The 19,548-nt window shown below is 68.1% G+C and carries 18 protein-coding genes; 8 read left to right on the forward strand and 10 right to left on the reverse strand.

Going from position 1 to position 19,548, the window contains the following annotated elements; all coding sequences use genetic code 11:
* Positions 1-107: 107 nt before the first annotated feature.
* The 3 genes from tal to rpiA form a co-directional block, all read right to left on the reverse strand.
* Entirely contained in the window at positions 108-1,232 is a 1,125-nt protein-coding gene (tal, locus tag AC07U4_RS05395; protein ID WP_038660669.1) for a transaldolase, read from the reverse strand.
* The gene (tkt, locus tag AC07U4_RS05400) at positions 1,225-3,300 is read right to left on the reverse strand and encodes a transketolase (RefSeq protein WP_495194689.1); all 2,076 of its coding nucleotides are present in this window, start codon (positions 3,298-3,300) and stop codon (positions 1,225-1,227) included. The genes tal and tkt overlap by 8 nt, the downstream gene beginning before the upstream one ends.
* Positions 3,301-3,380: 80 nt before the next feature.
* Complete coding sequence (gene rpiA, locus AC07U4_RS05405; RefSeq protein ID WP_495194690.1) at positions 3,381-4,088, reverse strand: ribose-5-phosphate isomerase RpiA; 708 nt, start codon at positions 4,086-4,088, stop codon at positions 3,381-3,383.
* Positions 4,089-4,277: 189 nt separating this feature from the next.
* On the opposite strand from rpiA, the gene AC07U4_RS05410 reads away from it, so the two are divergent.
* The 4 genes from AC07U4_RS05410 to AC07U4_RS05425 all read left to right on the forward strand — a co-directional run bounded on the left by AC07U4_RS05410 (position 4,278) and on the right by AC07U4_RS05425 (position 11,006).
* Complete coding sequence (locus AC07U4_RS05410; protein ID WP_245640851.1) at positions 4,278-5,459, forward strand: efflux RND transporter periplasmic adaptor subunit; 1,182 nt, start codon at positions 4,278-4,280, stop codon at positions 5,457-5,459.
* Positions 5,460-5,601: 142 nt separating this feature from the next.
* The gene (locus tag AC07U4_RS05415) at positions 5,602-8,853 is read left to right on the forward strand and encodes an efflux RND transporter permease subunit (RefSeq protein ID WP_038660681.1); all 3,252 of its coding nucleotides are present in this window, start codon (positions 5,602-5,604) and stop codon (positions 8,851-8,853) included.
* Positions 8,850-10,448 (forward strand): efflux transporter outer membrane subunit, encoded by a 1,599-nt coding sequence (locus tag AC07U4_RS05420; RefSeq protein WP_495194691.1) that lies wholly within the window; start codon positions 8,850-8,852, stop codon positions 10,446-10,448. The genes AC07U4_RS05415 and AC07U4_RS05420 overlap by 4 nt, the downstream gene beginning before the upstream one ends.
* Positions 10,449-10,502: 54 nt before the next feature.
* Complete coding sequence (locus AC07U4_RS05425) at positions 10,503-11,006, forward strand: GNAT family N-acetyltransferase (RefSeq protein WP_495194692.1); 504 nt, start codon at positions 10,503-10,505, stop codon at positions 11,004-11,006.
* Between the two features lie 31 nt (positions 11,007-11,037).
* Here AC07U4_RS05425 and AC07U4_RS05430 read toward each other — a convergent pair whose 3' ends face one another.
* A complete protein-coding gene (locus AC07U4_RS05430) occupies positions 11,038-11,469 on the reverse strand; it encodes a phasin family protein (protein WP_495194693.1) in 432 nt (143 codons plus the stop codon).
* 143 nt (positions 11,470-11,612) lie between these two features.
* Here AC07U4_RS05430 and AC07U4_RS05435 point away from each other — a divergent pair, with 143 nt between their 5' ends.
* A complete protein-coding gene (locus tag AC07U4_RS05435) occupies positions 11,613-11,798 on the forward strand; it encodes a hypothetical protein (protein ID WP_038660692.1) in 186 nt (61 codons plus the stop codon).
* 7 nt (positions 11,799-11,805) lie between these two features.
* Here the strand turns inward: AC07U4_RS05435 and AC07U4_RS05440 are convergent, their stop codons facing one another.
* From AC07U4_RS05440 to AC07U4_RS05465, 6 genes are all read right to left on the reverse strand, one after another.
* Complete coding sequence (locus AC07U4_RS05440; RefSeq protein ID WP_249340769.1) at positions 11,806-12,279, reverse strand: hypothetical protein; 474 nt, start codon at positions 12,277-12,279, stop codon at positions 11,806-11,808.
* Entirely contained in the window at positions 12,276-12,743 is a 468-nt protein-coding gene (locus tag AC07U4_RS05445) for a hypothetical protein (RefSeq protein WP_495194694.1), read from the reverse strand. The genes AC07U4_RS05440 and AC07U4_RS05445 overlap by 4 nt, the downstream gene beginning before the upstream one ends.
* 45 nt (positions 12,744-12,788) lie before the next feature.
* Complete coding sequence (locus AC07U4_RS05450; protein WP_495194695.1) at positions 12,789-13,154, reverse strand: hypothetical protein; 366 nt, start codon at positions 13,152-13,154, stop codon at positions 12,789-12,791.
* Positions 13,155-13,197: 43 nt separating this feature from the next.
* On the reverse strand, positions 13,198-13,917 hold the full coding sequence (locus AC07U4_RS05455; RefSeq protein WP_495194696.1) for a helix-turn-helix domain-containing protein: 720 nt from the start codon (positions 13,915-13,917) through the stop codon (positions 13,198-13,200).
* 82 nt (positions 13,918-13,999) lie between these two features.
* The gene (locus AC07U4_RS05460; RefSeq protein WP_495194697.1) at positions 14,000-14,257 is read right to left on the reverse strand and encodes a hypothetical protein; all 258 of its coding nucleotides are present in this window, start codon (positions 14,255-14,257) and stop codon (positions 14,000-14,002) included.
* 289 nt (positions 14,258-14,546) lie between these two features.
* Positions 14,547-15,101: a hypothetical protein gene (locus tag AC07U4_RS05465; protein WP_495194698.1), complete on the reverse strand. Its 555-nt coding sequence runs from the start codon at positions 15,099-15,101 to the stop codon at positions 14,547-14,549.
* A gap of 176 nt (positions 15,102-15,277) precedes the next feature.
* On the opposite strand from AC07U4_RS05465, the gene AC07U4_RS05470 reads away from it, so the two are divergent.
* From AC07U4_RS05470 to AC07U4_RS05480, 3 genes are all read left to right on the forward strand, one after another.
* Positions 15,278-15,934: a L,D-transpeptidase family protein gene (locus AC07U4_RS05470; protein WP_495194699.1), complete on the forward strand. Its 657-nt coding sequence runs from the start codon at positions 15,278-15,280 to the stop codon at positions 15,932-15,934.
* A 152-nt stretch (positions 15,935-16,086) separates the two neighbouring features.
* The gene (gene acnA / locus AC07U4_RS05475) at positions 16,087-18,771 is read left to right on the forward strand and encodes an aconitate hydratase AcnA (protein ID WP_495194700.1); all 2,685 of its coding nucleotides are present in this window, start codon (positions 16,087-16,089) and stop codon (positions 18,769-18,771) included.
* A 293-nt stretch (positions 18,772-19,064) separates the two neighbouring features.
* On the forward strand, positions 19,065-19,538 hold the full coding sequence (locus tag AC07U4_RS05480) for a DUF2141 domain-containing protein (protein WP_137899751.1): 474 nt from the start codon (positions 19,065-19,067) through the stop codon (positions 19,536-19,538).
* Positions 19,539-19,548 lie beyond the last annotated feature (10 nt).

The raw sequence follows: 19,548 nt of genomic DNA on the forward strand, positions 1-19,548 counted from the left end.
AGTCCGGGGTGACGGTGCGATGGGGACGGCCGCCCCGCGCGACCGCGAGCGGAGTAACCGGGAGGATGAGCGGGTCGCCCCGCCCTGGATCAGGACGGGGCGGCGGGTCATGCCGTTGCCGGCTGCTTGGCGGCGATCGAGCCCAGCAGGTCGTCGAACGCCTTGGCGAAGGAGGCGACGCCCTGCTCGACCAGCGTATCGGTCACGCCGTTGAGGTCGAGCCCGAGCCGTTCCGCCTCGGCGAGCACGCGACGCGCGTCCTCGACGTCGGCGGTCAGCGTCTCGGCGACGGTGCCGCGCTCGCGGAACGCGTCCATCGTCGCGGGCGGCATCGTGTTGACCGTATCGCGGCCGATCAGCGTGTCGACATAGAGCGTGTCCGGATAGGCCTTGTCCTTGACGCCGGTCGATGCCCACAGCAACCGCTGCGGCTGCGCGCCCTTGGCGGCGAGCGCCTGCCAGCGATCCGATTTCTCGAAGTCGAGGAACCACTGATAGGCCATCTTGGCATTGGCGATCGCGACCTTGCCGCGCAGACCCTTGAGCGTTTCCGCCTCGGGGTCGTTCTCGGCGACGCGGCGGTCGATCTCCTTGTCGATCACCGCATCGATGCGGCTGACGAAGAAGCTGGCAACGCTGGCGATCCTGTCGATCGGCTGCCCCTGCCGCACCCGCTCCTCGAGACCGGCGGCATAGGCCTCGGCGACGCGGACATAAGCGTCGAGCGCGAACAGCAGCGTCACGTTGACGTTGATGCCCTTGGCGATCGTCGCGCTGATCGCGGGTCCGCCGGCGAGCGTGCCAGGGATCTTGATCATCAGATTCTCGCGATCGACCGCATGCCACAGCTTGTCGGCCTCGGCGATCGTCGCATCGGTGTCGTCGGCGATATACGGCGACACTTCAAGGCTGACGTAACCGTCCTTGCCGGCGAGCCGGTCGTAGACGGGCTTGAGCGTTTCCGCCGCCGCCTTGATGTCCTGGATCGCGAGATGCTCGTAGCGGTCGATCGTCGCCGCGCCGGGATTCTCCTTGTCGAAGGCGGCGAGCGTCGCGTCATAAGCGTCGCCATGCCCCATCGCCTTTTCGAAGATCGACGGGTTGGAGGTGACGCCGGTCAGGCTGTCCTCCTTCACCAGCGTCTCGAGGCCACCGGCCTCGAGGAACTTGCGATCGACGAAATCGAGCCAGACCGCGGTGCCCGCGGCGCTCAGGTCGTTGAGCTTACCCATTGTTGGTCTCCAGCATCTCACGGACCACCTTGACGACATTGTCGAGGGTGAAGCCGTATTTGTCCTGCAGCTTCGATATGGGGGCGGAGGCACCGAACGTCGACATGGTGATCGTGCGGCCCTTCAATCCGACATAGCGATGCCAGCCCATCTCGCCCGCCTGCTCGACCGCGAGCCGCGACGGCACCGACGACGGCAGCACGCTTTCCTTATACTCTTCCGATTGCAGCTCGTAGCGATACCAGCTCGGCATCGACACGACGCGGCTCTTCACGCCATCGGCGAGCAATTGCTCGTGCGCCTTGACGACCAAAGCCAGCTCGCTGCCGGTGGCGATCAGGATCACCTCGGGCGTGCCGTCGCAATCGGCGAGGACATAGCCGCCCTTCAGCGTCCCCTCGGCCGGCGCATATTTGCTGCGGTCGAGCGTCGGCAGCGCCTGACGCGAGAAGATCAGCGCGGTCGGACGGCTCGCATCCTCCAGCGCCGCACGCCACGCATAGGCGACCTCGTTGGCGTCGCCCGGACGGATCGTGTCGAGCCCCGGGATCGCGCGCAGCGTCGCGAGATGCTCGATCGGCTGATGGGTCGGGCCATCCTCGCCGACGCCGATCGAATCGTGCGTGAACACCCAGATGCTGGCGAGCTCCATGATCGCCGACAGGCGGATCGGCGCGCGCATGTAGTCGGCGAAGACGAGGAAGGTCGAACCGTAGCTGCGTAGGTGCGACAGCGTCATGCCGTTGACCACGCCGCCCATGCCATGTTCGCGGACGCCGAAGTGGAAGTTCTGGCCGCCGTAATTGCCGGGTTCGAACGACGCCGCGCCCTTGATGTCGGTCTTGGTCGACGGCGACAGATCGGCCGAACCGCCGATCAGCCACGGTACCCGCTTGGCGAGCGCGTTGAGCACCTTGCCGCCCGAATCGCGGCTGGCGAGACCCTTTTCGTCGGCGGGGAATTCGGGGATGTCAGCGTCCCAGCCCTCGGGCAGCTCATCCTTGAGCATCAGCTTCAGCTCGCCGGCAAGGTCGGGATAAGCCTCGCCATATTTGGCGAAATTGGCTTCCCATTCCTCGCGCAACCCGGTGCTGCGGTCGGCAAGCGCGCCCTTGAAATGCTCGGCGACGCCTTCCGGGACGTAGAAGTCCTTGTCTTCGGGCCAGCCATAGGCCTTCTTGGTGGCGCGGACATTGTCCTCGCCGAGCGGTTCGCCGTGCGCCTTCTCGCTGCCCGCCTTGGGGCTGCCCCAGCCGATCACCGAATGGACGACGATGAAGGTCGGCCGGTCGTTGGTCGCCTTGAACGTCTCGATCGCCTTGGCGAAGGCCTTGGTGTCGTTGGCGTCGTCGAGGTGGATGACGTTCCAGCCATAGGCTTGGAAGCGCAGGCCGACGTCCTCGTCGAACGCCAGCTCGGTGCCGCCCTCGATCGAGATATGGTTGCTGTCGTAGATCCAGCAGAGGTTCGACAGCTTGAGGTGGCCGGCGAGGCTGGCGGCCTCGGCGGCGACGCCCTCCATCATGTCGCCGTCGCCGCACAGCGAATAGACGTCATGGTCGAACAGCGTGAAATCGGGGCGGTTGTAGCGCGCGGCGAGCCAGCGCTCGGCGATCGCCATGCCGACCGAATTCGAGCAACCCGCACCGAGCGGCCCGGTCGTCGTCTCGACGCCGGTGGTGTGGCGATATTCGGGATGGCCCGGGGTGCGCGAGGCGAGCTGGCGGAAACCCTTGAGATCGTCGAGCGTCAGCGCCTGACGTCCGGTCTTGTTGCCCTCCGCGTCGATCTCCTCGATGCCGGCGAGGTGGATCAGCGAATAGAGCAGCATCGACGCATGGCCGACCGACAGCACGAAGCGGTCGCGGTTCGGCCAGTCGGGCTTGGCGGGATCGTAGCGCAGGAATTGCGACCACAAGGTATAGCCGACCGGCGCGAGCGCCATCGGCGTGCCGGGGTGGCCGGAATTGGCCTTTTGTACCGCGTCCATCGACAGGGTGCGGATGGTATCGATCGTGAGGCGTTCCAGCGAACCGTCTTCGTGGATCGCGGTGTTGGTATCGGTCATGGGATTAAAGGCCCTCGCTCTTACCCTGCGTCGAACGCCTGCACGCCCGATCTGTTGCGGTTGGATCGGCCTTAGCGAGACTAATCGAGCCGTTCCAGCCGCGAAACGGTCCCATCCTGGGCAAAATAGGCGGCATCGACCTCGTCCAGAAACAGTCCGTGGCCCAGGACACCGGCAATTCCGTCAAGCCAAGCCGCTGATTCGCGGGGATTTTGCAGGTCGATCCGGCAATCGACAATATTGTTGCCATTGTCCGTCACATACGGCCCGTCGGGACCGGGACGCAGCACCGCCCCCTCCCCCAGCCGCGCCAGCAGCGAGGCGCGGGCGAACGGCAGGATCTCGACCGGCACGGGTGCGCCGGCGCCGATCGCGGCGACGCGCTTGCCGCCGTCGGCGATGACGACCATCCGGTCGGAGGCGGCGGCGACCACCTTCTCGCGCAGCATCGCGCCGCCGCCGCCCTTGATCGCGAAGAAGCGCGGATCGATCTCGTCGGCGCCGTCGATCGTCAGGTCGAGCCGCGGCACGTCGGCGAAGTCGAGCATGGCGATGCCGGCGCGGCGCGCGAGCGTCTCGCTGGCGCGCGAGGTGGCGACCGCGCGGATGCGCAGCCCCGTCGCGACGCGCGCGCCGATCGCCGCGATCGCATGCGCGGCGGTCGACCCGGTGCCCAGCCCGACGAGCATGCCGTCCTGCACCTCCTGTGCGGCGGCCGCACCGGCGCGCGCCTTTTCCGTGTCCGCGTCCATGCCGCCTCCTTTCCACACTGCGACAAATTGCGACATTAATAACATGGGTGTCGGGTTGCTTTTACGCCACGATCCCCGCCAATGGGCCAGCAAGAGCAACCAATCGCCATGGCCACGCATTGTTGCGCCGGTCACGGCTGCGCGAGTCGAGACACGAGCCGGGTGACATACTTGACCACATTATCCTTTCGGGGCCGCCGGCTAGGTGCCGGCGCCGCTACTGCCGTGGTCCTGCTGACCCTCGCCGCCTGCGGTGGCGGTGGCGAGTCGCAATCGAAGGGCAAGGGCGGTGCGGGTGGTCCCAACAAGGGGCCGACCACGGTCGGCTATGTCGTCGTCCAGCCGACTGACGCCGCGATGGTCACCGAACTCGCCGCGCGCACCAACGCCTATGAAAGCTCGGATGTGCGGCCGCAGGTCAACGGCATCATCCGTCGCCGCTTCTTCACCGAAGGCTCGCTGGTGAAGCGCGGCCAGCCGCTCTACGAGATCGACCCGCGTTTGTATCGCGCCGCGGTCAACGAGGCGCAGGCCAATTTGCAGAGCGCGCGCGCCAATCAGGAAGCGCAGCGCGTGCAGGCCGAGCGCTACAAGCCGCTCGCCGCGATCCAGGCGGTCTCGCAGCAGGAATATACCAACGCCGTCGCCACCGCGCGGCAAGCGACCGCCTCGGTCGCGCAGACCGGCGCGGCGCTCGAGACGGCGCGGATCAACCTCAAATTCACCACCGTGCCCGCGCCGATCACCGGGCGGATCGGCCGCTCGCTGTTCACCGTCGGCGCGCTCGTCTCGGCGAGCCAGACCGATCCGCTCGCGCAGATCCAGCGGCTCGACCCGATGTTCGTCGACATCCAGCAATCCGCCGCCGACATGCTCGCGCTGCGCCGCAGCCTCGCCCAGAACGGCGTGGTGCCGACCCGCGCGGTGGTGCGGCTCAAGCTGGAAGACGGCAGCGATTACGGCCAGACCGGCAGCGTCGAATTCTCCGAGGCCTTGGTCAACACCGAGACCGGCACGGTGACGCTGCGCGCCAGCATCCCTAATCCGCAGGGGCTGCTGCTGCCCGGCATGTTCGTGCGTGCCCGCTTCGCCCAGTCGATCAACCAGCGCGCCTTCCTGGTGCCGCAGGAGGCGCTGACCCGCGACGCCAAGGGCGCCGCGACGGTGATGCTGGTCGGACCGAACGGCAAGACGGTGCAGAAGCCCGTCACCGCCTCGCGAACGCAGGGCCGCTTTTGGGTGGTCACGTCCGGCCTGAATGCCGGCGACAAGGTCATCACGCAGGGGCTCAACAACCTGAAGCCGAACGCGCAGATCAAGGCGGTGCCGGCGAACAGCCCGCAGGTGGTCAAACCGCCGCAGGGCAAGGACGGCCAACAGGGTAACGCCCAAAGCAAGGCGGGCTGAGCCTGATGCCATATACTTCCCCCGTTCGTGCTGAGCCTGTCGAAGCACGGGTTGCCGCGAATACGCGTTCCATTCGTGACGCTGCCCTTCGACAGGCTCAGGGCGAACGGTCTCTCATCACCGCGTCAGGCTGTGTCGTCCTATGATCAGCCGCATCTTCATCGATCGCCCGATCTTCGCCTGGGTGCTGGCGATCATCGTCATGCTCGCCGGCGTCGGCTCGATCCTCAGCCTGCCGATCGCGCAATATCCCGACGTCGCGCCGCCGCAGGTGTCGATCCGCGCCACCTTCCCCGGCGCCAACGCGCAGACGCTGCAGAATTCGGTGACGCAGATCATCGAGCAGCAGCTCACCGGCATCGACGGCCTGCTCTATTTCGCCTCGTCCTCGTCGAGCCGCGGCCAGGTGACGATCACCGCCACGTTCGAGAAGGGCACCGATCCCGACATCGCGCAGGTGCAGGTGCAGAACCAGGTGCAGCAGGGCGTCGCGCGCCTGCCTCAGCAGGTGCAGCAGCAGGGCCTCGTCGTCCGCAAGTCGAACCCCGATAATCTGCTGATCGTCGGCGTCTATGACGAGACCGATCAGCGCACCAACATGGACGTGTCGGACTATCTCGTCTCCAACCTCCAGGACCCGCTCGGCCGCGTCCACGGCGTCGGCGACGTCAACGTCTTCGGTTCACAATATGCGATGCGCATCTGGCTCGATCCGTCGCGGCTCGCCAGCTATTCGCTGATCCCCGCCGATATCAGCACCGCGATCCAGAACCAGAACACCGAGGTCGCGGCGGGCGAGGTCGGTGGCCTGCCCTCCGCGCCCGAGCAGATGCTCAACGCGACCGTCACCGCCCAGTCGCGCCTCCAGACCCCCGAACAGTTCCGCCAGATCATCGTCAAGACGCTGCCCTCGGGCGCCACCGTCCGCCTGTCGGACGTCGCGCGGATCGAACTCGGTGCGGAAAGCTACGCCTCGGTCAGCCGCATCAACCGCCATCCCGGCGCCGGCATCGCCGTGCTGCTCGCCCCCGGCGCCGACGCGCTCGAGACCGCCGAGCTGGTCAAGGCGGAGGTGGCGCGCGTCGCCAAGACCTTCCCGCCCGGCCTCAAGGTGGCCTATGCCAATGACACCACCGCCTTCATCGAACTGTCGATCGAAGAGGTGGTCAAGACGCTGATCGAGGCGGTGATCCTCGTCGTCATCGTCATGTTCGTCTTCCTGCAGAGCTGGCGCGCGACGCTGATCCCGACGATCGCGGTGCCGGTCGTGCTGCTGGGGACGTTCGCCGTCTTCCATCTCGCCGGCTTCTCGATCAACACGCTGACGCTGTTCGGCCTCGTCCTCGCCATCGGCCTGCTCGTCGACGACGCCATCGTCGTCGTCGAGAACGTCGAGCGGCTCATGGAGGAGAATCCCGACATGAGCCCGCGCGAGGCGACGATCGAGTCGATGAACGAGATCACCGTCGCGCTGATCGCGATCGCGCTCGTCCTGTCGGCGGTGTTCCTGCCGATGGCGTTCTTCGGCGGCTCGACCGGCGTGATCTATCGTCAATTCTCGCTGACCATCGTCGCGGCGATGGTGCTGTCGGTGCTCGTCGCGCTGATCCTGTCGCCGGCGCTGACCGCTTCGCTGCTCAAGCAGAAGTCGCAGGAGGCCGAGGAGGCGCAGGGCTTCAAGCGCCGCTTCCCGCGCGTCGCCGGCTGGGGGACCAAGGCGTCGACTTGGTTCAACACCAATTTCGAACGCGGTGTCGAGCGCTACACCAATGCGGTGCGCGCGGTCGTCGATCGCAAATGGCTGTTCCTGCTGATATATCTCGGCGTGGTCGCGTTGCTGGCGATCCTGTTCCTGCGCCTGCCCACCGGCTTCCTGCCAACCGAGGATCAGGGCTCGGCGATCGTCCAGTTCCGCCTGCCCGCCGGCGCCACCCAGGCGCGGACGATCGAGGTGCAGAAGCAGGTCGAGAATTACTTCATCCAGAACGAAGGCAAGAACGCCTCGGTGCTGTTCACCGTCGCCGGCGGCGGCGGTGGCGGCGCGAGCGGCCAGAACACCGGCCAGGGCTTCCTCAACTTCGTCGACTGGTCGGAGCGCAAGGGCAAGGAGAATACCGCCGACGCGATCACCGGTCGCGCCTCCGCCGCCTTCCGTGGGCTGCGCGACGCGCAGGTGTTCGCGCTGGTGCCGCCGGCGGTCCGCGGTCTCGGCCAGTCCGACGGCTTCACGATGGAGCTGCAGAACACCGGCGGCCTGTCGCAGGACCAGTTCAACGCCGCGCGCGACAAGTTGCTGGCGATGGCCAATGCCGATTCGATGCTCGCCTCCGTGCGCCTCACCGAATTGCCCGATATCGCGACGCTGCGCGTCGACATGGACCAGCAGAAGCTGTCGGCGCTCGGCCTGACCCAAAGCAACGCCAACAGCACGCTGACCACCGCCTGGGGCGGCCAGTACGTCAACGACTTCATCGACCGCGGCCGCGTCAAGCGCGTCTACGTCCAGGGCGATGCGCAATATCGCGCCTCGCCCGAGGACCTGAAGCAATGGTTCGTACGCGGCTCGAACGGGCAGATGGTGCCCTTCTCGTCCTTCGCCAGCACCGGCTGGGCGACCGCACCGACGACGCTGTCGCGGTTCAACGGCATCTCCTCCTATGAATTCCAGGGCTCGGCCGCATCCGGCAAGAGTTCGGGCGATGCGATGACGCGGATGGCCGAACTGGCGTCGCAGATCCCCGGCACCTCGGTGAGCTGGGCGGGCCTGTCCTATCAGGAGCGGCTGTCCTCCGGTCAGGCACCGCTGCTCTACGGCCTGTCGATCCTCGTCGTCTTCCTGTGCCTCGCGGCGCTGTACGAGAGCTGGTCGATCCCCTTCGCGGTGCTGCTCATCATCCCGCTCGGGCTGATCGGCGCGATCGCCTTCGTCACGCTGCGCGGGCTGACCAACGACGTCTATCTCCAGATCGGCCTGCTGACCACGATGGGCCTCGCCGCCAAGAATGCGATCCTGATGATCGAATTCGCCGAACAGGCGGAGCGCAAGGGTGCGCGCGTCTTCGACGCCGCGCTGGAAGCCGCCAAGATCCGTCTGCGGCCGATCCTGATGACCAGCTTCGCCTTCATCTTCGGCGTGCTGCCGCTGGCGATCTCGACCGGTGCCGGCGCCAACAGCCGCATCGCGATCGGCACGGCGGTGATCGGCGGCATGCTGTCGGCGACCTTCCTCGCGATCTTCTACATCCCGTTGTTCTTCGTGCTCGTCCGCCGCGGCGTCCGCGACGGCATCGCCAAGCTGCGCGGCCGCCCGACCGGCCATCAGGGTGGCAAGGAGGACAAGGAACCCCCCGCCCCGCCGATGCCGCCCGCCGCCGAGCCGGAGCCCGCCCGATGACCCGCCCGATCCTCGCTTTGGCGCTCGCCGCGACCGCGCTGTCGGCCTGTTCGATGGAGCCCAAATACGTCCGCTCGGAAACGCCGGTGCCGACGTCGTGGCCGGTCGGCGACGCCTATCTGCGCCAGAGCGAGGCGACCCTGCCCGCCTTCACCTATCGCGACATCTTCAAGGACCGCCGGCTCCAGACGCTGATCGACCAGGCGCTGGTCAACAACCGCGACCTGCGCGTCGCCGCCGCCAACATCACCGCGGCGCGTGCGCAATATCGCATCCAGCGCGCCGATCTGTTCCCCGCGGTCGACGCCTCGGGCCGCTACACCTATTCGGGCGGCGGCAATGGCGCGCGCAGCACCGCGAGCAGCGGCAGCACCGGCAATACGGGCACCGGCAACACCGGGACGGGCAACACCGGCACGGGCAACACCGGCACGGGCAATACGGGGACCGGCACGGGCGTCGGCACCGGCAACGGCTCGACCGGCACGATCACCACCACCGGCAACGGCAACAGTGCCTTTTCCGCGCAGCTCGGTGTGACCGCCTTCGAACTCGACCTGTTCGGCCGCATCCGGTCGCTGTCGCGCGCCGCGCTCGACCGCTATTTCGCCACCGAGGCGGCGGCACGCGCCACCCGGCTGACGCTGGTCGGCGACATCGCCGACGCGTGGCTGACCTATGCCGCCGACCGCAGCCTGCTCAAGGTCGCGCAGGACACCGCGACCAGCGCGCAGGTCAGCGTCCGCCTCACCCGCGCCCGGCTCGAGGGCGGGGTCAGCGCGCGCACCGACCTGCGTCAGGCCGAGCAGATCCTCGAGACCGCCAACGCCGATCTCGCCGAACAGAAGACGCTGGTCGCGCAGGACGTCAACGCGCTGCAATTGCTGGTCGGCGCACCGGTCGACCCGACGTTGCTCCCCGTCTCGATCGACGAGGCGCAGGCGACGATCGCGACGCTGCCCGCCGGAATCGACAGCGGCGTGCTGCTGCGCCGCCCCGATGTCGTCCAGTCCGAATATCAGCTGCGTGCCTATAATGCCGAGATCGGCGCGGCGCGCGCCGCGCTATTCCCGCGCATCTCGCTGACCGGGCTCGTCGGCTTCGCCAGCACCGCGCTGTCGTCGCTGTTCGCCGGCGGCGCGTTCAACTATTCGGTCGCGCCCTCGGTCAGCTATCCGATCTTCCAGGCCGGCGCGGGTCGCGCCAACGTCCGCTATACCGAGGCGCAGCGCGACGCGGCGCTCGCCACCTACGAAAAGACGATCCAGACCGCATTCCAGGAAACCGCCGACGCGCTCGCCCGGCAGGGCACGATCGCCGACCAGCTGCGCGCGCAGACCAATTTCCAGGCGGCGGCGGCGGATACGCTGCAACTCGTCAACGCGCGCTATCAGGGCGGTATCGACACCTTCCTGTCGAGCCTCGATGCGCAGCGCTCGTTCTACACCGCGCAGCGCACGCTGATCACCACGACGCTGACGGGTGCGAGCAATCGCGTCACGCTGTATCGCGTGCTCGGCGGCGATTCGACGCTGGAGGCGACGCCGCAGGGCCCGCAACCGGTGACGCTCAACGGAACGCCACGCAGCGGTTGACGCTTATGCGTGATATCCCCGATGGTTAGCGTCCATCAGGCAGGAACCGCACGCATGAGCCACACGATCCGCCGTTTCCGCCCGACCGACGACGCGGCGATGCTCGCTTTCGCCGCGAGCCTGCCCGAACATGACCTGCTGTTCCTCGGCCGCGACCTGCGCCACGAGCGCGTCATCGAGGCGTGGCAGCAGGCGATCGGCGAAGGCTGGATCGACAGCCTGATCGCGGAGGATGGCGGCCGCATCGTCGCGACCGGCGCACTGGTCCGCGATCCGCTCGGCTGGAGCGGCCATGTCGGCGAGATCCGGCTGCTCGTCGCCACCGACCGCCGCGGTGCGGGGCTCGGCGGCGACCTGCTGGAGGCATTGCTCGCGATCGCCCGCGCGCACGGCCTCGCCAAGCTCAGCGCGACGATGACGCCCGATCAGGCCGGCTCGATCGCCTTGTTCGAAGGGCTCGGCTTCCGCCGCGAGGCGCTGCTCGCCGGCCACGTCCGCGCCCGCGACGGCATCGCGCACGACCTGCTGATCCTCGCCCGCCCGATCCCGACCGGCTGACCGCCGGCCGGGTCGGGATGGCCTTTTCGGCTCAGTCGGCCTTGCCGTCGCCCCCCGACCGCATCGGCGACACCGCGTCGCGGCCGAACTGCATGATGAGCTCGCCCATCTCGCGCGCCTGGTTCATCGCCCGCTGGCCCTGTTCGCGCAGATAGTCGCCCTGGATGCGCATCACCTCGCTGAGGTCCTTGGCCTGCGCCGCCTCGCGCATCGCCTCGAACGCCTCGCGCGAATTCTGCTCGGCCTGTTCGATGATCTTCAGGCCGATCGTCGCGCCATTGTCCGCCGCTTTCTGGCCGGAGGCACGCAACGCCTCTCCCGCCCGACGCGCGGGATCGAGCACATGGTCCGAAAAGCCCGCACGCGCGCGCTCGGCGGCATCGCGCATCGCATCCGCAGCGCCCTGAACCGCACCGGCATCCGTGCCCGCGCCGTTGCCGGCACCACCGAAATCCTCGGCCATCATCGCTCTCCTCTCATCTTGGGACGCCGTTCCGGCCGCCCGCTTGGTTACCCCGACTGCAACGTGTGATAGCGGGCTTGGCTCCGGCACCGCGACGAAGCAGCCGTTGCGTCCCGTTCGCGCGCCGGTAGAAGGCCCGTTCCATGTCGAAGATCGAAAACCCGATGCCGCCCCGAATCCGCGGCGAACTGCTCCACCGCGCGATCGGGCTCGGTGAGGAGCTGATGCGCCTGTCGGACGACCTCGGCCATACCGTCGCAAGCCTGCACATCTGCCAGGGCGTCGAGATGATGCGCGAGGAGGCGGAGCGGCTGCTCGGCCCCGCCTGATCCTGCCTCACGCCGCGGCGATGCAGCGCAGCGCGAAGACGACGCCTTCGTCGGTCAGCGCCACCGCGGCGCTATCCCGCGGTTCCATCGCGTCCCACCGGATGAGGCCGCGCGCCTGCATCACCTGCAGCCAGCGCCGCCCGACCGCGCCGCGCACCCCGATCTCGTCGAGCAGCGGCCCGCTGGTCATCGTCCGCCCGTCTTCATAGGCGACGAACAGGATCAGCAGGATGTCCCAGCCGGGCTCGCCGAACAGCTCGGCAAAGCTGCCCGCCGCCGCGTCGCGGCTCCGTCGCTGCGCCAGCAGCGCGCGGGCGCGGTCGGCGTCGTCCGGCTCCTCCGGACCGACGAAGGTGGAGGCGACGATCTCGCCCCGCCCCTGCGCCGCGGCGAAGCGGACGCGGGCGATCGCGGCGACGAGGCGTTCATGGTTCTCGCGATCGCGCTCGGGCCAGCGCAGCAACCGGATATCGGCGTTCATGGGTGTTCGTAGTCCGGTCTGCGCAGGGGCGACCAATCGCGGTCGCTCCCGAAACGGGCCAGGCGGTGGCGATGGCGCAACGCACCGATCGCCAGCAGCACCAGCATGGGATAGGCGATCTTGGCGCTCGCCCCGGCGTACATCCACGGCACCAGATGGGGATCGAGCGCCTTCACGCCATGGATCGCGATCGTGATCAGGTGGAGCGCGGCGACGTAGAGCGGCCAGAACCGGTCGGCACGCATCGCGATCCAGAGCAGCCCGAGCAGCACCGCGCAATCGACCGCCAGGATCATCAGATGCACCGAATGATAACTGACGCGCGGCTGGAACGGCAGCGCGAAGGTGGTCGCCGCCCCGACGAGGAAGACCGCCGCGGTCCACCGCTCGGGCGCGCCCCCTGCCGCCAGGGCATAGGCGCACGCACTGAGCAGGACGATGTTGAAGAGGATGACGTGTGTCATGACTTGACCGGCCAAAGGAGCAATCTGGTGGTCAAGCCATGACACCTAGGCGGCGACGCGCAGATGACTGGCGCCGACGCCCGTCGGGACGAAATCGGGCTTCGGCTGTTCGTCGCCGAAACTCGTCTCATACCCGATCTGGCGGCCAACTTTCTCGATGACGCGGTGACCGGCGACGGTGTGACCGCGCGCCGTACCGATCGCGAGGATGGCTTGACTGAGTGTTTCGAAGGCCTGCTGCCCGGCGATCGCGGGCAGCTTGGCGGCGGTGCGCGCCCGCGGCAGCGCGGCGAGCAGTTCGCCGCCGGTGGCGAAGGCATCGTCGAGCTGCGTCTCGAGCCGCCACAGCAATGTGGCGACGGCATCGGCGGCAACCTGGGAATCGGCATAATGAGCGTTCGCGTAAGACATTGGCCACCCCGTTCACCCCCGATGGGGGTGCTTTCGCTGAAGATCAGGAAAGGCGGCGGGCGATCGTCTCGATGATGCCGGTGAGGACCTGGAGGCCGGTCATCAGCATGCCGAACCCGATGGCGAGGCTGATGGCGATGGCCGGTATCCAGATCAACCGGCCTCCGACCGACAAGTCGTTGCCCCGCTGTCCCTTCCGCCGGAAGGGCAGCCGTATTTCCGGGAAGCTGTGCCTCGAAGGCGGCTCCCCGGAAACCCCCGGTGCCCTGACGATCGTGTCGTCCGGCACCACCGGCAATGGCAGGCCGATCGCCGGATCGACTAGCCGTGCAGAATGACCCCCCATTTTATCGGGGTCGGATTGCGCCGCCGAAATGGCGGAAATCTGCGAGTTCTGGGGGTCGGAAGCGCCTTGCCCGGCCGCCTCCTCGTGCGCGGCGAGGCGCAATGCGGCGTCGCGGCGGTTGCGCGCGCCGAGTACTTTCACCGCCTCGGTCAGATATTTGTCGACGGTGCTCTTCTCGATGCCGAGCTCGTCGGCGATCTCCTTCGATCCCTTGAGCTCGCGCACGCCGCGCAGGCACTCGCGGTGGCGTCGCGACAGGCGTTCGAAAGGGGCTGGATCGGTCACTTGCCCTCTGTCCCGCGGGACGGCGGGCATGGCAAGCGCTTCACGGTCGACACCGGTGGTTTCGTCGGCATCGGCAGGCGGTCCATCGTCGCGGTCGATCGGCATGGGGTGCACGGCAGCCAAGATCGTCATTCCACAGGTTGCGGGAAAGACGGCGCTTTATCGCCCATCGCGCGCCGCCGCCAGTATCCCGGCGGCGGCGCATGGGTCACGGTCAGCCGTGCGCGGCCTTGGCGGGCTTCTTGTGCGCACCCTTGCCGCTATTGGCCTTCTTGCCGCGGCGCGTCGCGACCTGCGGCTTGTCGCCGCGCAGCAGCGGCACCGCGATCGCGGCGGCGGCGCCGGCGAGGATCGTCCCGCCGATCGCGAGCCACGCGCCGGTGCCGAGGCCGGCCGGCTGCCGCTTGGGGGATTTCTTCGGCTTCGGCGGCGCCTTGGCCTCGTCGTGATGAACCGGGCCGGCGTGTTTCATGGCGGAACTCGGGATATGGGACATGGAGGATCCTTTCTGGCCGGACCAACCCCATGTACCCGAGCATTGTTCCGCCAGCGCAACGCCTTGGCTGGTGCGGGGCCGGAGTGGGACCGCCATTCGGTCAAATTCCTCCCCCGCCAGGGGGAGGTGGCGCGGCGAAGCCGTGACGGAGGGGGAGGACACGGAACAGACGTGTCGCTTACCTCCCCCTCCGTCATGCCTGCGGCATGCCACCTCCCCCTGGCGGGGGAGGAATTACGCATGAGTCTCCGAATGCCGGTCCCGCCTAGCCGCCCCCCTTCCACCGCCGCATCGCGCGCTCGTAGGCGTCCGCCGCCGCCTGCCGCGCCTCGTCCAGCGCCGCGCGTTCGTCCTCCTGCGCGCGTTCCATCGTCCGTCGCCGCTTGGCGAGCGCCGCCTCCTCGGCGCGCAATGCACGCGCCTCGCTGCGATGCCGCGCCTCCGCCTCGGCCATCGCCCGGTCCGCCGCATCGAGCGCGCGACGATCGGGTTTGGGCGCCGGCTTTGGTGCCGGCTTCTGCTTCGGCTGGGGCGCAGATGCATCCGCCGCATCGTCGGACCGGCGGCGCGGCGCCTTCGCAGGCGTATCGGGCAGCGCCGCGATCTGCTCGGCCGCGGTACCACGCGACCGTTTGATCACCGTGCCCGGCTGCGCCAGCGGCTCGGCGGTGAGTTCCGGGTCGGTCACCACTTCGGCGATGCCGCGGGCGAACAGGTCGCGCTCGCTCCCCCATGCCTGCAACGCCGCTTTCTGGCTCGCCGCCGCGACATAGGCGTCGTGGAACCCGATCGGCGTACGATAGACCTTCAGCTTCGCCATGCCGCCAGCCTAACCGCCCCGCCCGCCGATGGCTCCCCCTTTCGCGCAGGTCCCGACTTGCGCCCACCAACACGGTTGACGCCGCGCCCCGCCGTCCCGCGCCGGCACAGCCGCGCGACACCCCTAGCCAAGCGCCCGCAACCGGCGCATTCCCGCATCTCCACCGGGAGCGTCTCATGGCCGCACGTCGGGCCCTCGCGGCCAAGCTCATCCTCGCCGCCGTCGGGATCGGCGTCGCCGCCGCGGCCACCGTGCCGTCCCTCCGCCCGACCGCCGCGCCGTCCGCGCCGACGCCCGCCGCGCCCCCGGTCCGCGCCGCCATCGCCTCGCCCCCACCCACACCCGAGCCCCGCCCCGTTGCGCGCCCCACGCCCAACCCGCTCATCGTCAAGCGCGTGCTCGACATCGGCCCGATCAAGTTCGGCGATTATACCTGGGACGATGCGGGCGTGCCCGCCGGCCCGCTGATCGTCACCGTCGATCTCGCCGCGCAGACGCTGTCGGTCTTCCGCGACGGCTATGAGATCGGCGCCACCGCAATCCTCTATGGCGCCGACGACAAGCCCACCCCGCTCGGCAGCTTCCCGATCCTGATGAAGGACGCGCACCACGTCTCCAGCCTCTACGGCGCGCCGATGCCCTATACGATGCGGCTGACCAACGACGGCGTCGCGGTCCACGGCACCGAGGTCGCCTGGGGCTATGCCACGCACGGCTGTATCGGCGTGCCGACCGCCTTCGCCAAATTGCTGTTCCGCGAGGCGAAGGTCGGCGACCGCGTCATCATCACCCGCGGCAAGACGCTGGCGACCGGCGAAACGCTCGTGTCTTGAGAGTCATCCGCAGGTGGGCATAGGCGCTTCCCCCGCCGGACAGCCCTTGCTAAGGCCGCCGCGACATACGCTTTCGCTGAAGCGCTCTCGCGCGCCCGCGCGGCCCCATGGCCGCCTCCCCGAGCGCCCTGGGCCAAATTGAAGGGATCATAATGACCGCCATCGGCCAGGACAGCCTGAACACCCGCACGACCCTGACGGTCGGCGACAAGAGCTACGCTTATTACAGCCTCGAAAAGGCCGCCGCCAAGTTCGGCGACATCAGCCGCCTGCCCTTCTCGATGAAGGTGCTGCTCGAGAACATGCTGCGCTTCGAGGACGGCAAGACCGTCACCGAAGCCGACGTGCAGGCGATCGTCGACTGGCAGAAGGAGCGCCGCTCCGACCGCGAGATCCAGTATCGCCCGGCGCGCGTGCTGATGCAGGATTTCACCGGCGTGCCCTGCGTCGTCGATCTCGCCGCGATGCGCGATGCGATCACCAAGCTCGGCGGCGACGCCGCCAAGATCAACCCGCAGGTTCCCGTCCATCTCGTCATCGATCACTCGGTGATGGTCGACGAATTCGGCACGCCGCAGGCGTTCGAGGATAACGTCGATCTCGAATATCAGCGCAACGGTGAGCGCTACGAGTTCCTCAAGTGGGGCTCGGCCGCGCTCGACAATTTCAAGGTCGTGCCGCCGGGCACCGGCATCTGCCATCAGGTGAACCTGGAATATATCGGTCAGGCGGTCTGGTCGTCGGACAGCGTCGGCGACCATGGCGACGGCACCGCGATCGCCTATCCCGACACGCTCGTCGGCACCGACAGCCACACGACGATGATCAACGGTCTCGGCGTGCTCGGCTGGGGCGTCGGCGGCATCGAGGCGGAAGCGGCGATGCTCGGCCAGCCGGTGTCGATGCTGATCCCCGAGGTCGTCGGCTTCAAGCTGACCGGCGCGCTGCGCGAGGGCATCACCGCCACCGATCTGGTGCTCACCGTCACGCAGATGCTGCGCGCCAAGGGCGTGGTCGGCCGCTTCGTCGAATTCTTCGGCCCCGGCCTGTCGTCGATGACGCTCGCCGACCGTGCGACGATCGCCAACATGGCGCCGGAATATGGCGCGACCTGCGGCTTCTTCCCGATCGACGAAAAGACGATGGACTATATGCGCCTCACCGCGCGGTCCGACGAGAATGTCGCGCTGGTCGAGGCCTATGCCAAGGCGAACGGCTTCTGGCGCTTCGACGACGCGCCCGAGCCTGTGTTCACCGACACGCTCGAACTCGACATGGGCACCGTCACCGCGTCGCTCGCCGGCCCGAAGCGTCCGCAGGACCGCGTCAGCCTCGGCAAGGTCGACGAGGTGTTCAACGGCGATCTGTTCAAGATCTACCACAAGGAGCGCCCCGAGCGCGTCGACGTGCCCGAGCGCAGCCATGACATCGGCGACGGCGACGTGGTGATCGCGGCGATCACCAGCTGCACCAACACCTCGAACCCGTCGGTGCTGGTCGCCGCCGGCCTCGTCGCGCGCAAGGCGAACGCGCTCGGCCTCAAGCCCAAGCCCTGGGTCAAGACGAGCCTCGCCCCCGGTTCGCAGGTCGTCACCGACTATCTCAACAAGGCGGGCCTGACCGCCGATCTCGACGCGATCGGCTTCAACCTCGTCGGTTACGGCTGCACCACCTGCATCGGCAATTCGGGTCCGCTCGCCGAGCCGATCTCGAAGGCGATCAACGGCAACGACATCGTCGCCGCCTCGGTGCTGTCGGGCAACCGCAACTTCGAGGGCCGCGTCTCGCCCGACGTGCGCGCCAACTTCCTCGCCTCGCCGCCGCTCGTCGTCGCTTATGCGCTCAAGGGCACGGTAACGCTCGACATGACCGAGACGCCGCTCGGTCAGGGCACCGACGGTCAGGACGTGTTCCTCAAGGACGTGTGGCCGACCAATCAGGAAATTGCCGACGTCATGGCGGCGAACATCGACGATACGATGTTCCGCTCGCGCTACGGCAACGTCTACGCCGGCGATGCCAAGTGGCAGTCGATCCAGATCACCGAATCGGACACCTATGCCTGGCCGTCGGGTTCGACCTATGTCGCCAACCCGCCCTATTTCGACGGTCTCGAAATGACCCCGAAGCCGGTCACCGACATCATCGAGGCGAAGCCGCTGGCGATCCTCGGCGACTCGATCACCACCGACCACATCTCGCCGGCCGGCTCGATCAAGGCCGACAGCCCGGCGGGCAAGTGGCTGATGGAGCGGCAGGTCAGCCGCGCCGACTTCAACAGCTATGGCGCGCGTCGCGGCAACGACAACGTCATGGTCCGCGGCACCTTCGCCAACATCCGCATCAAGAACGAGATGGTGCCGGGGATCGAGGGCGGCATGACCAAATTCGACGGCGAGGTGATGCCGATCTTCGACGCGGCGATGCGCCACAAGGAGAATGGCACGCCGCTCGTCATCGTCGCGGGCAAGGAATATGGCACCGGCTCGAGCCGTGACTGGGCGGCGAAGGGCACCAACCTGCTCGGCGTGCGTGCGGTCATCACCGAGAGCTTCGAGCGGATCCACCGGTCGAACCTCGTCGGCATGGGCGTGCTGCCGCTGCAATTCGCCGAGGGCGTGACGCGCCAGACGCTCGGCCTCGACGGCTCGGAGACGTTCACGATCACCGGCGTGGCCAACCTGCGCCCGCGCCAGACCGTCGAGGTCCAGCTCACCCGCGCCGACGGCAGCACCGAGACGTTCGAGACGCGCTGCCGCATCGATACCGTCAACGAGCTGGAATATTTCCTCAACGGCGGCATCCTCCAGTACGTGCTGCGCAACCTCGCCGCATAAGCCGGGACGCAAGCCCAGCGATCAAAAGGGGAGGCACCGAAAGGCGCCTCCCCTTTTTCGTGCGCGAGACCGAACCAGTGCTCCTGCGAACGCAGGAGCCCAGGGTCCCGAACGCCGCGAGCCGTTGCTCTGCTCGACCCTGGGTTCCCGCTTTCGCGGGAACACTGAAGGTCGCGTCACCAGCTTACGCTACGAAGTCGCGCAGCCACCAACCGCCACGATCCGCCAAGCGGCGGCCACACGCTCGCCACATCCAACGGTATAATCACGCTTTTCCGGAGCGTTACCGCCGCATGGCCCGCCTCATCCTGTCACTCGCGCTGCTCGCGCTCGCCACGCCGGCGACCGCGCAGCGCAACACCACCGGCTGCACCGCCGCGACCCCGCACCGGCTGATCGTCACGATACGCGGCGTGCGCGCCGGCACCGGCGACGTCCGCGTCCAGCTCTACGACGAACCCGGCTTTCTCGAAAAAGGCCGCTGGCTCGGCCGCGTCGAGGCGCCGACCAACGGCCGCCGCACGCTTGAGGTCTGTATCCCCGTCCCCCGCCCCGGCACCTATGGCGTCGCCGTCCGTCACGACGCCAATGCCAACGGCAAGTCCGACGGCGGCGACGGCGGCGCCTTCTCGCGCGATCCAGGCCTCTCGCTGCTCAGGCTCAAGCCCGCCTTCGCGCAGGTGGCGGTGCCGCTCGCCGCCGGGACGAGCCGGATCGCGGTGACGATGAACTACCGCCACGGCTTCTCGGTCGGCCCGGATCGCTGACCGGACCGGC

Source organism: Sphingomonas sp. GW821-FHT02B09, assembly GCF_059421875.1.

Bases quoted from the DNA above. Each gene is read 5' to 3' on its own strand.
- tal (WP_038660669.1), bottom strand. From the start codon at position 1,232: ATGGGTAAGCTCAACGACCTGAGCGCCGCGGGCACCGCGGTCTGGCTC.
- tkt (WP_495194689.1), bottom strand. From the start codon at position 3,300: ATGACCGATACCAACACCGCGATCCACGAAGACGGTTCGCTGGAACGC.
- rpiA (WP_495194690.1), bottom strand. From the start codon at position 4,088: ATGTCGCAATTTGTCGCAGTGTGGAAAGGAGGCGGCATGGACGCGGAC.
- AC07U4_RS05415 (WP_038660681.1), top strand. From the start codon at position 5,602: ATGATCAGCCGCATCTTCATCGATCGCCCGATCTTCGCCTGGGTGCTG.
- AC07U4_RS05420 (WP_495194691.1), top strand. From the start codon at position 8,850: ATGACCCGCCCGATCCTCGCTTTGGCGCTCGCCGCGACCGCGCTGTCG.
- AC07U4_RS05425 (WP_495194692.1), top strand. From the start codon at position 10,503: ATGAGCCACACGATCCGCCGTTTCCGCCCGACCGACGACGCGGCGATG.
- AC07U4_RS05430 (WP_495194693.1), bottom strand. From the start codon at position 11,469: ATGGCCGAGGATTTCGGTGGTGCCGGCAACGGCGCGGGCACGGATGCC.
- AC07U4_RS05435 (WP_038660692.1), top strand. From the start codon at position 11,613: ATGTCGAAGATCGAAAACCCGATGCCGCCCCGAATCCGCGGCGAACTG.
- AC07U4_RS05440 (WP_249340769.1), bottom strand. From the start codon at position 12,279: ATGAACGCCGATATCCGGTTGCTGCGCTGGCCCGAGCGCGATCGCGAG.
- AC07U4_RS05445 (WP_495194694.1), bottom strand. From the start codon at position 12,743: ATGACACACGTCATCCTCTTCAACATCGTCCTGCTCAGTGCGTGCGCC.
- AC07U4_RS05450 (WP_495194695.1), bottom strand. From the start codon at position 13,154: ATGTCTTACGCGAACGCTCATTATGCCGATTCCCAGGTTGCCGCCGAT.
- AC07U4_RS05455 (WP_495194696.1), bottom strand. From the start codon at position 13,917: ATGACGATCTTGGCTGCCGTGCACCCCATGCCGATCGACCGCGACGAT.
- AC07U4_RS05460 (WP_495194697.1), bottom strand. From the start codon at position 14,257: ATGAAACACGCCGGCCCGGTTCATCACGACGAGGCCAAGGCGCCGCCG.
- AC07U4_RS05465 (WP_495194698.1), bottom strand. From the start codon at position 15,101: ATGGCGAAGCTGAAGGTCTATCGTACGCCGATCGGGTTCCACGACGCC.
- AC07U4_RS05470 (WP_495194699.1), top strand. From the start codon at position 15,278: ATGGCCGCACGTCGGGCCCTCGCGGCCAAGCTCATCCTCGCCGCCGTC.
- acnA (WP_495194700.1), top strand. From the start codon at position 16,087: ATGACCGCCATCGGCCAGGACAGCCTGAACACCCGCACGACCCTGACG.
- AC07U4_RS05480 (WP_137899751.1), top strand. From the start codon at position 19,065: ATGGCCCGCCTCATCCTGTCACTCGCGCTGCTCGCGCTCGCCACGCCG.